This window comes from Streptomyces longispororuber (genome assembly GCF_024448165.1).
Classification (GTDB): domain Bacteria; phylum Actinomycetota; class Actinomycetes; order Streptomycetales; family Streptomycetaceae; genus Streptomyces; species Streptomyces longispororuber_A.
The window spans coordinates 1-10,390 of sequence record NZ_JAMOLN010000287.1 but is presented as its reverse complement, the minus strand read 5'-3'; the positions used below and the strand labels follow the sequence as shown (position 1 = coordinate 10,390).

The window sequence follows — 10,390 nt, the reverse complement described above, 5'->3', positions numbered from 1 at the left end:
GCTTCCTTACCGCAGCGGGCACACCGCCCCCAGCGCCTACGCCGGCCACGACACGACCCGCCGTCCCTCCTTCTGGCGGGCCCCCTTCAGCGCCACGACGTACCGGGAGGTCGGGCACACGCTGACCTCGTTGCCCGTGGCGGTCGCCGGGTTCGCCTTCTCCGTGACGATGTTCGCCCTGGGCGTCGGCACGCTCGTCGTCTGGCTCGGGCTGCCGGTCCTGGTGGCCGCGCTGACCGGCGCGCGGGCCCTGGGCAGGGCGGAGCGCGGGCGGGCCCGCAGCCTCCTCGGCCTGGACGTGCCGGCGCCCGACGCCCCCGGTGAGGGGCTGCGCGGCCGGCTCACGGACGCCGCCGGCTGGAAGGCCCTGCTCTTCCACACGGTGATGTTCCCGTGGCGCGTGCTGTCGTTCACGCTGTCCGTGACGTTCCTGGCCACCGGCTGGGCCGTGGCGCTGTTCCCCACGTACTCCTGGGTCTTCCACCGCTACCTGGACTGGCCCGGCTACCGCCTCTATGACTTCACGACCGACGCCGGCGTGCACCACGCGTACTACATCGAGTCGCCCGCCCAGATCGCCGCGGTCTCCGCGATCGGCTTCGTCCTCGTCTTCCTCACGCCGCAACTGGTGCGCGGCCTGACGAACGTCGACCGCGCCGCGATCCGCTCACTTCTCTCCCGCTGACGGCCGCCGCGTGAGCACCGGCCGCAGCGCATCGAGCACCGTCGCATCGTCGACGGTCGACGGCACCGGTTCGTCGAGGCCGTCGGCGATGCCGCGCATGGTCCGCCGCAGGATCTTCCCCGACCGCGTCTTGGGCAGGGCGGCGACCACCGCGACGTCCTTCAGGGACGCGACGGCCCCGATCCGGTCCCGTACGAGCTGCACGAGCTCGGCCTCGACGACCGAGGGATCGGAGGCGACGCCCGCCTTCAGCACCACGAAGCCGCGCGGCACCTGCCCCTTCAGCGAGTCGGCGACCCCGATGACGGCGCACTCGGCGACGTCCGGGTGGGCGGCGAGAACCTCCTCCATGCCGCCGGTCGACAGGCGGTGCCCGGCCACGTTGATCACGTCGTCGGTCCGGCCCATCACGAACACGTAGCCGTCCTCGTCGACGTGCCCGCCGTCGCCGGTGAGATAGAACCCGTCGTACGCGGACAGGTACGAGGCCACGAACCGCTCGTCGTCGTTCCACAGCGTGGGCAGCGCGCCCGGCGGCATCGGCAGCTTCACGACGATCGCGCCGTCCTCCCCCGCCGCGACCGGCTTCCCGGCCGGGTCGAGCACCCGCACGTCCCACCCGGGCAGCGGCCACGTGGGCGATCCCGCCTTCACCGGCGCGGCCTCGATGCCCATCGGGTTGGCGACGATCGGCCACCCGGTCTCGGTCTGCCACCAGTGGTCGACGACCGGGATGCCGAGCAGTTCGCTCGCCCAGTGGTAGGTCTCCGGGTCGAGCCGCTCCCCGGCGAGGAACAGGTACGTGAGCGCGCCGAGGTCGTACTGCCGCGCCAACTCCCCCTCCGGGTCGACCTTCTTGATGGCGCGGAACGCGGTCGGGGCGGTGAACAGCGTCTTCACCCCGTACTCCTGCGCCACCCGCCAGAACTGCCCCGCGTCGGGCGTCCCCACGGGCTTGCCCTCGTAGAGCACGGTCGTCGCTCCGGCCAGCAGCGGCGCGTACACGATGTACGAGTGCCCGACGACCCACCCCACGTCGGAGGCGGTGAACATCACCTCGCCGGGCCCGACGTCGTACACGGCCTCCATCGACCAGCGCAGCGCGACCGCGTACCCGCCGCAGTCACGGACAACTCCCTTGGGCTTCCCGGTGGTTCCGGACGTGTAGAGGATGTACAGCGGGTCGGTGGCGGCGACGGACACGCACGGGGCGGGCTCCGCCTCCCGCACGGCGGCCTCCCAGTCCACGTCCAGCGGACCCAGCTCAGCCACGTACTCGGGTCGTTGCAGCACCACGCACGCCTCGGGCCGGTGCTCGGCCAGCTCGACGGCGCTGTCCAGCAGGGGCTTGTAGGGGACGACCCGCTTCCCCTCGATCCCGCAGGACGCCGACACGACGACCTTCGGCCGGGCGTCGTCGATCCGCACGGCCAGCTCGTTCGCCGCGAACCCGCCGAACACCACGGAGTGCACCGCCCCGATCCGCGCACAGGCCAGCATCGCGACGACGGCCTCCGGCACCATCGGCAGATACACGACGACCCGGTCCCCCCGCCCGACCCCGAGTCCCACCAGCACCCCGGCGAACGCGGCGACCCGGTCCCGCAGCTCCGCATAGCTGTACGTGCGCCGGCTCCCGGTCACCGGCGAGTCGTACACGAGCGCGTCCTGCGCCCCGCGCCCCGCGTCCACGTGCCGGTCGAGCGCGTTGTGACAGACGTTCAACTCCCCGTCCGGGAACCACCGGTAGAACGGCGCCCGCGCCGCGTCCAGCGCCCGCGTGGGCGCCACGTCCCAGTCGATCCCCCGGGCGGCATCGAGCCAGAACCCTTCGGGGTCCTCGGTGCTGCGGCGGAAGACTTCCTCGTACGACGGCATGGCCCGTACCCCTTTGCGCAGTTCCCGAAGCGACGGGAACACGATCAGCTCAGGCCGTCACCGCAGTCAACAGCACCGCCGCATCCGTCAGCGCCACAAGACCGTGGCGTTCCTGGGGGATCGGGCAGAGGTGGCCGGGGCCGAGGGTGATGTCGCCGGAGACCGCCGTGAGGCGGACGCGGCCGGTGAGGACCTGGAGGGTGGCCGCCGGCGGGGCGTTGTGTTCCTCCAGGGAGCGGCCCGCGGTCAGGGCGATGACGCTCTGGCGGAGCTGGTCCTCGTGGACGATCAGTTCCGCGCTGCGGCCGTGGGCGGACTCGCGGGCGATCGCGAGGTGGTCGTCGGCGAGGGACGTGAGGGTGTGCGTGGTGGTCATGGAGCCAGGGTCGCGCGGCCGGGCGGTGGGCGCGACGTCGTGTCAGCCGATCGGGCCAGCCGCGCCGACCGGGCAGGTGCGGCCCACCGTGTCGGCGAAGGCCCTGGCCAGCGGGGTCAGCGCGGACCAGCGGCGGACCGCCCAGCCGACCTGGAGGGGCGGCAGGCAGGGGACGGGGACGAGGGTCAGGCCGGGGTGGCCCGGGCCGCGCAGGCCAGGCAGGTCGGGGACGACGGCGTGACCGAGGCCCAGTTCGGCCAGGTGCACCGCGGTGTCCCAGTCGGCGATGCCGGTGCCGGACGCGGTGCCCGAGGCGATGCCCAGTTCGGCGAAGCGGTCGTCGAGGTGGCCGCGGGACGTGGAGTGTTCGGGCGGGAGGATGAGCTGGGCCGAGGCGCGCAGGTCGTCCGGTTCGACCCGGGTCCTGGCGGCCAGGGCGTCGTTCTCGCGGACCGCGAGGACCCAGGGGAGTTCGACCACGGGGTGCAGTTCGATGCCGCGCGCGGGGGTGCCCATCGTGATCCACGCCAGGTCCAGGTCGTGCGCGGCGAGCGCCTCGAAGCAGCTGCGGCTGGAACTGACCGTCTGGAACTCCAGGCTGACCTGAGGATGCGTACGGCGGAACTCGACGATCGCCTCCGCCATGAAGTGGCGGACCGAGGTGGCGCCGGTCGTCACCCGCACCGAGCCGCTCTCGCCGCGCGCCAGGTCGTCGAGGCGGCGCAGCGCGTGGTCGATGGCGCCGAGGCCGTCGGCCGCCGCGGCGCGCAGGATGCGGCCCGCGGGGGTGGGCACGACGCCGCGCGCGTGCCGTTCGAGCAGGCCGATGCCGGTCTCCTTCTCCAGCCGCTTGACGTGCTGACTCACCGCGGACTGCGTGCAGGACAGATCGCGTGCGACGGCGCTGAGGCTGCCCGCGCGGCAGACGGCGACGAAGACGCGGAGGTCGTCGAGGGTCACGTCACCCAAGGTAGGGCTTGGGTTCGTGCAAGGAAACCCTCGGATTGACTTGGGTACCTGCGCGGCGGACGATCGTGCACGGGACGGCCCAGGGCGGCAACCCGCCACGGAGGTCGCGAACTCCCGGCGGGTGCCGACCCGTTGACCAAGGAGGAGCGGCGACCCGTGGACGCAGTCGAGGCAGTGGCGATCGGTGCCGCCGGAGTCGCCGCGGGCGGGATGAACGCGGTGGTCGGGTCCGGCACCCTGATCACGTTCCCGACGCTGCTGGCCTTCGGGTACCCCCCGGTCCTCGCGAACGTCTCCAACAACATCGGACTGGTGCCGGGCGTGCTCAGCGCCGCGTACGGCTACCGGCGCGAACTGCGCGGCCAGCGAAGGCGGTTGATACGGTTCGGCGCCGCCTCGCTGATCGGCGGTCTGGCGGGCGCGCTGCTGCTGCTGAACCTGCCGGACGCCGCATTCCGCGCCATCGTGCCCGTGCTGATCCTCACGGCCTGTGTGCTCGTGCTGCTCCAGCCCCGGCTGAACCGGTGGATGAAGAACCGGCCGAACTCCGGCTCGCGCACCGACGGCGGCGTCCCGATGTGGCTCGGCGTCCTCGGCACCGGCGTCTACGGCGGCTACTTCGGGGCGGCCCAGGGCGTGCTCCTGATGGGCATGTTCGGGGCCGTGCTCCGGGACGACCTGCAGCGGCTGAACGCCGCGAAGAACGTCCTCGCGTCGCTGGTCAACGGCGTCGCCGCGGTCCTCTTCATCGCGGTCGCCGACGTCGACTGGGCGGTGGCCGCGCTGATCGCGGCGGGCTCCACGGCGGGCGGTCTGATCGGCGCCCGGCTGGGCCGGAAGCTGCCGCCGAACGCGATGCGCGGCGTCATCGTGACCGTCGGCGTCACCGCGTCGGCGCTCCTCATCGCCCGCTCGTGACCGCCCGCTCGTGACTGGCCGCGACTACCGCGTGTAGAAGGCGAGTTGGGCGCGCTTCTCGACGAGGTGCACCTCCGGCAGCTTCACCTCGGGCAGCACGATCTCCCCGGCCAGCTCGAACCCCACGCGGGAGAAGAGCGCGATCGCCTTCTCGTTGCGCGCGTCCGGCTCGGCGACGATCCGCTTCCGGCCGAGCCCGTCGAGCGCGTACGAGGTCAGCACGCCCACCAGCGCGCCGGTGAACCCGCGCACGGCCCCCGCACCACCGGCGGGCGCGACCAGCAGGTGCACGCCGACGTCACCGTCGCGCACCTCGTAGCACTCGCTGACCCGGTCGGCCTCCGGCTCGTACGTCTGGAAGAGGGCGACCGGGGTGCCGTCGAGGCGGACCAGGAAGGCGTGGTGGGTGGCGAGCCCGGCCATGTGCGCGTAGATGTCGCGCACGTCGTCGCGGCCGATGCCCGTCATGCCCCAGAACGTGGCCCGCTCCTCGCGCACCCACCCGTGCAGCACGTCGATGTCGTCGCCGGCCGGGTCGACGGGCGCGAGGCGGAAGGTGCCGAGCCCCTCGACGTACTGCTCGTACACGGTCGCCGCGGCGGCGTCGGTCACGTCGGTCACGTCGGTGGCGTCGGTCGTTCGGGGCACCGGGTTCTCCTTGGTCAGTCGGTCGAAGTCGGTGGTCACGGGGGCGAGTTCGCCGCGCAGCCACAGCGGCAGCTGGTCGCGGTGGTGCGGCGTGCCGGGCACTCCGGACGCGCCGAACGGCACGATCCAGCGGCTGTCCTCGCGCCGCGCGAGGTCCCACACGTAGCGGGCGGCGGGCCCGCGCGCGCTGAGGTCGGTGACGCCGGGCACGCTCGACGTGGACAGCACGCAGTCGTGGTCGCCGTCCAGGCCGGGCCACTCGGCGCCGGGGTCGGCGAGCGCCTGCCAGGGAGCGAGCCGGTGCAGCTCGCCCCAGGTGGCACCGGCCGCCTCCGCCGCCACCTCCAGGAGGGCCGCGCGGACGGCCGCGAGCCGCTCCTCGTACGGGAGCCGGCCGGTCGCCAGGAGGTTCTCCAGGCCGAACGCGACGCGCGGCACGAGCGCCAGCCACGGCCGGAAGACCTCCGGGTACGCGGGCATCAGACCGGTCAGCGGCGCGAAGTGCGGGTGGGCGGCGAGCCGGCGGACGACACCGGACCGCACCCGCGCGTACGCGGCGGCGCGCACGCTGCCCGCGGCCATCCGGCGGTCCCAGTTCAGCAGGGACGCGCGCAGCCGGGCGGCATCGCCGTCGAGGCCGTCGAGTGCCTCGACCAGCTTCAACAGGGGTTCGGCGGAAGCGAGTTCGGTGTCGGTGTGGACGGCGGCCATGCCGTCGGCGTCCCACGCCACCTGTCCGGCGAGCAGTGCGGCGATGCGCCGGGCGCGGTGCGGCGGCGCGAACTCGATGCCGAGCGGCGCGGCGAGGGAGCGCTCGTTCGCCATCACGGCCACGCCGTCGGCGCCGATGCCGGCGCGCGGCATCGGCGCGTACCGGCCGCGCCAGGCATACCGCTCCTCCCACGCGGGCACGACGCGCAGCATGTTCTCCGGGTCGCGCACGGGGACGGTGCCCGCGACCCGGTGCAGCAGTCCGCCCTCGGTGTCGGCGGCGAGCACCACGTTGACGGGTTCGGCCCACCGGTCGAAGGCCCGGTCGACGTCGGCGACGGTGCGGGCGCGCAGCAGGTCGGGCAGCGCGGCGAAGCCGAGGTCGGCATAGACGCGGGCGGGCTGGCGCAGGCTGATCCCCTCGCCGTCGTCGGGGCCGCCGATGACGACGACGCCGCGCTCGGTCTCGACGACCTCGACGCCGTCCTCCAGGTGGGCGTGCGCGGGCCGCCAGCCGTCGGGTCCCAGCGCCTCGACGCCGCCCTCGCCGGTCCGCCGCAGCCGCTCCCGGTACAGGTCCTGGTAGTCGGCCATGGCGTTGGTGATGGCCCAGGCGACCCCGCCGGTGTGACCGAAGTGCCCGATGCCGGGAACGCCCGGGACGGCGAGCCCCACGACGTCGAACTCCGGGCAGGCGAGCCGGATCTGCTGGTAGACCCCGGGATCCTCGATGAACCGGTGCGGGTCCCCGGCGATCAGCGTGCGGTCCTCCCCGGCCACCAGCCACCCGTTGCTGCCGGACGTGCCGGGACCGTCGGTGGCGAACAGTTCCACGGCGTCCGCGCCGAGCCGCCGCACGACCTCGTCGCGCCACAGCTTCCCGGGGAACCCGGCGAACAGCACGTGCGTGGACAGCCAGACGCCGAGCGGCGTCCACGGCTCCCAGCGGCCGGGCGCGGCACCGGCGCGCGCGAACTCCGGCGCCCGCCCGCCCGGTTGTCCGAGGCCGTCGTTGACCCCGTCGACGTAGGCACCCACCCACGCCCGGGTCGGCGCGTCCAGCGCCTCGTAGCAGCGCCGGGCGGTGTCGGCGAGCCGCGCCTGCCGCGCGAACCGGTCCCAGCCGAGCGACTCCGCCCCCAGCAGCGCGGCGGACGAGCCGAGCATCCGGTGCCGCTCGACCTCGATCTGCCAGGCCCGGTCGAGGGCGGTGACCCGGCCCTGCGCGTACGCGAGCGCGGACGCGTCGCCCGCCCGCAGATGCGGGACGCCCCACTCGTCCCGGAAGAGCTCAAAGCCCTCCGCGTCACCGAGGTTCACACGTCCCCCACTCCACATCCACGAAATTCTTAGGCGAGCCTAACCTAAGCCGCGTAGCACTCGGCGGGCAGTGGCGCGATCATCGACGTATGAGCCGTAGCCACATGGACGCCACCCTCCACCTCGCCCAGGAACCCGCCGCGGACGAACTGCTCGGCCGCAGTCCGCTCGCCGCGCTCGTGGGGATGCTGCTCGACCAGCAGGTGCCCATGGAGTGGGCGTTCGCGGGCCCGCACACCATCGCCGTCCGGCTGGGCGCCGACGACCTGGACGCCCACGAGATCGCCGCGTACGACCCCGAGGCCTTCGCCGCGCTGCTCTCCACGAAGCCGGCCGTGCACCGCTACCCCGGTTCCATGGCCCAGCGCATCCAGCAGCTGTGCGCCTACCTCGTCGAGCACTACGACGGCGACGCCGCCGCCGTCTGGTCGGACGCCGCCACCGGCAAGGAACTCCTGACCCGGCTGAACGAGCTGCCCGGCTTCGGCAAGCAGAAGGCCCAGATCTTCCTCGCCCTGCTCGGCAAGCAGCTCGGCGTCCGGCCCACGGGCTGGCGCGCGGCGGCGGGCGCGTACGGCGAGGCGAAGGCGTTCCGCTCGGTCGCCGACATCACCGGGCCCGAGTCCCTGGCGAAGGTGCGCGCGCACAAACAGGAGATGAAGGCGGCGGCGAAGGCCGCGAAGGCCGCCGCGTCAGCACAGTGACGCATCCGTAGCCCAAGAGGGCGGTTCTGGCGGCGCGGAGATCGCGTCACGGGCGTGTCCGGGGACAAGTCGGGGCATGAGCGCCGCCACGTCCACCGCCGCCCCGGGCCGCCGCGCCCGGGCCTGGGCGCGTGCGCTGCTCCTCGCGGTCGCCCTGCTGGTCACCCCGCTGGCCGCGCCGGCGGCCGAGGCGGCGCCCCCGGCCGCCGCGTCGTCCTGCGAACCGGGCGAGCTCCACCAGGACACCGCCGAGAACGCCCTCCGCCTCCCGACCGGCCACCCGGTCCGCCTCCCCACGGCCCCGCCCCGGCAGCCGCGCCCACCGTTCGCGCCCTGGGCCAGGACCAGCCCCGAACATCCCGCAAGCCCGTCCCACCGCGCCCTGCGCACCGTCGTCCTGCGCTGCTGATACGGCCTCCGGCCCCGTCAGCAAACCCCGCACGACGTCGGAAGGACGACCACCCATGCCCAAGGACCCGTACGCCCTCCTGCGCGCTCTGCTGCGCGCGGAGGCGACCCGTGAGGCCCGCGTAGAGAAGCCGCAGACCGCCAGGTCCGCGCAGGAGCGGCCCGCGCCGTCAGGACAGGAGAAGGACGCCCGATGAGAAAGGTGGTCCGCCGGCCCCGAGGGCCGGCGGACCACCTTCTTTGAGGGCGCGCTCAGCGCCTGCGCGTGCCGAAGATCGACCGGGAGATCTCCCGCCCGAGCTGCGTCCCCACGGACCGCGCCAGCGACTTGAAGATCCCGCTCCCCACGACCTGGTCCACCACGGACGCGTCCTGCGCGGGACGCCCCCGCGCGGCGGCCTTCGCCTCCTTCTCGGCGGCGACCGCCGCCGCCTCGGCCTGCCTGCGCGCCGCGGTCTCCGCCTCCTGTGCGGTCAGCTTCTCGAACGCCGACTCGCGGTCCACGGCGTCGGCGTACCGGGAGTACAGCAGCGACCCCTTCACCGCCGCGTCGAGCGCGCCCGCCTCCACCGGCCCCATCAGCGACTGCGGCGCCCGCAGCCGGGTGGCCGCGACCGGGGTCGGCGCGCCCTTCTCGCTCAGCACGGTGATCACGGCCTCGCCGGTGCCGAGCGAGGTGAGCACCTCTTCGAGGTCGTACCCCGAGTTGGGGAACGTCTTCACGGTCGCCTTCAGCGCCTTCTGGTCGTCGGGCGTGAACGCCCTGAGCGCGTGCTGCACACGGTTGCCGAGCTGCGCGAGGACGTCGGCGGGCACGTCCTTCGGGGTCTGGGTAACGAAGAAGATGCCGACGCCCTTGGACCGGATCAGCCGCACGGTCTGCGTGATCGCTTCGAGGAACGCCTTCGACGCCCCGTTGAAGAGCAGGTGCGCCTCGTCGAAGAAGAAGACGAGCTTCGGCTTCTCCACGTCCCCGACCTCGGGCAGCCCCTGGAACAGGTCCGCGAGCAGCCACATCAGGAACGTCGAGAACAGCTGCGGCTTGTCCTGGACCGCTGGCAGCTCCAGTACGGAGACCAGCCCCCGCCCGTCCGGAGCCGTCCGCAGCAGTTCGCTCGTGTCGAACTCCGGCTCCCCGAAGAAGTCGCCCATGCCCTGCGCCTCGAAGGCGGTCAGGGCGCGCAGGATCACCCCGGCGGTGACGGTCGACAGGCCGCCGATCTCCTTGAGCTCGGGCTTGCCCTCGTCGGACGTGAGGAAGGTGACGACGGCCCTCAGGTCCTTCAGGTCGACGAGCTCCAGGCCCTTCTGGTCCGCGTAGTGGAAGATCAGGCCGAGCGACTGCTCCTGGGTCTGGTTGAGCTGGAGCACCTTGGACAGCAGGACCGGGCCGAAACTCGTGATGGTCGCCCGCAGCGGGATGCCCGCGCCGATGCCGCCCAGCGCGTAGAACTCGCACGGGAACCCGGTCGCCGCCCACTCCTGGCCCACCTGCCCGGCCCGCTCGCGCACCTTGTCGTTGTCCTCGCCCGGCGCGGAGATCCCGGACACGTCGCCCTTGATGTCGGCGAGGAAGACGGGCACGCCCTGCGCGGCCAGCTGTTCGGCGATGAGCTGGAGGGTCTTGGTCTTGCCCGTGCCGGTGGCGCCGGCGACGAGGCCGTGCCGGTTCAGCATCGGCAGCGGGATGCGGATCTGGGCGTCGGTGTGGCACGCGCCGTCCCACATCAGGGCACCGAGGTCGAGGGCCGGTCCGGTGAACGCGTAGCCGGA

Annotated in this window: 10 protein-coding genes; 5 read left to right on the top strand and 5 right to left on the bottom strand. The window is 73.4% G+C overall.

From position 1 onward, the window contains the following. Positions 1-685 (top strand): sensor domain-containing protein (locus M4J07_RS43825; RefSeq protein ID WP_255982163.1); only part of this gene is annotated, 685 nt, incomplete at its 5' end. Here the strand turns inward: M4J07_RS43825 and M4J07_RS43820 are convergent. Genes M4J07_RS43820 through M4J07_RS43810 form a run of 3 tightly spaced genes read right to left on the bottom strand, consistent with a single transcriptional unit; the run spans position 668 to position 3,899 of the window. Further along, positions 668-2,563, bottom strand: a complete 1,896-nt coding sequence (locus tag M4J07_RS43820; RefSeq protein ID WP_255982162.1) for a propionyl-CoA synthetase — start codon at positions 2,561-2,563, stop codon at positions 668-670. The genes M4J07_RS43825 and M4J07_RS43820 overlap by 18 nt on opposite strands. 49 nt (positions 2,564-2,612) lie before the next feature. Further along, entirely contained in the window at positions 2,613-2,939 is a 327-nt protein-coding gene (locus tag M4J07_RS43815) for a cupin (RefSeq protein ID WP_255982161.1), read from the bottom strand. Positions 2,940-2,981: 42 nt separating this feature from the next. After that, complete coding sequence (locus M4J07_RS43810) at positions 2,982-3,899, bottom strand: LysR family transcriptional regulator (RefSeq protein WP_255982160.1); 918 nt, start codon at positions 3,897-3,899, stop codon at positions 2,982-2,984. A gap of 165 nt (positions 3,900-4,064) precedes the next feature. Between M4J07_RS43810 and M4J07_RS43805 the strand changes: the two genes are divergently transcribed. After that, positions 4,065-4,826, top strand: a complete 762-nt coding sequence (locus M4J07_RS43805; protein ID WP_255982154.1) for a sulfite exporter TauE/SafE family protein — start codon at positions 4,065-4,067, stop codon at positions 4,824-4,826. 24 nt (positions 4,827-4,850) lie between these two features. On the opposite strand, the gene M4J07_RS43800 is transcribed toward M4J07_RS43805, so the two are convergent. Then, positions 4,851-7,505 carry a GNAT family N-acetyltransferase gene (locus M4J07_RS43800; RefSeq protein WP_255982152.1) on the bottom strand — a complete coding sequence of 885 codons (2,655 nt, stop codon included), beginning with the start codon at positions 7,503-7,505 and terminating at the stop codon, positions 4,851-4,853. Positions 7,506-7,609: 104 nt separating this feature from the next. On the opposite strand from M4J07_RS43800, the gene M4J07_RS43795 reads away from it, so the two are divergent. The 3 genes from M4J07_RS43795 to M4J07_RS43785 all read left to right on the top strand — a co-directional run bounded on the left by M4J07_RS43795 (position 7,610) and on the right by M4J07_RS43785 (position 8,814). After that, entirely contained in the window at positions 7,610-8,209 is a 600-nt protein-coding gene (locus tag M4J07_RS43795; protein WP_255982165.1) for an HhH-GPD-type base excision DNA repair protein, read from the top strand. Between the two features lie 76 nt (positions 8,210-8,285). Continuing rightward, entirely contained in the window at positions 8,286-8,618 is a 333-nt protein-coding gene (locus tag M4J07_RS43790; RefSeq protein WP_255982150.1) for a hypothetical protein, read from the top strand. Positions 8,619-8,673: 55 nt separating this feature from the next. Beyond that, on the top strand, positions 8,674-8,814 hold the full coding sequence (locus tag M4J07_RS43785) for a hypothetical protein (RefSeq protein WP_255982148.1): 141 nt from the start codon (positions 8,674-8,676) through the stop codon (positions 8,812-8,814). Positions 8,815-8,869: 55 nt separating this feature from the next. Here M4J07_RS43785 and M4J07_RS43780 read toward each other — a convergent pair. Beyond that, positions 8,870-10,390 (bottom strand): helicase HerA-like domain-containing protein (locus M4J07_RS43780; RefSeq protein ID WP_255982146.1); only part of this gene is annotated, 1,521 nt, incomplete at its 5' end.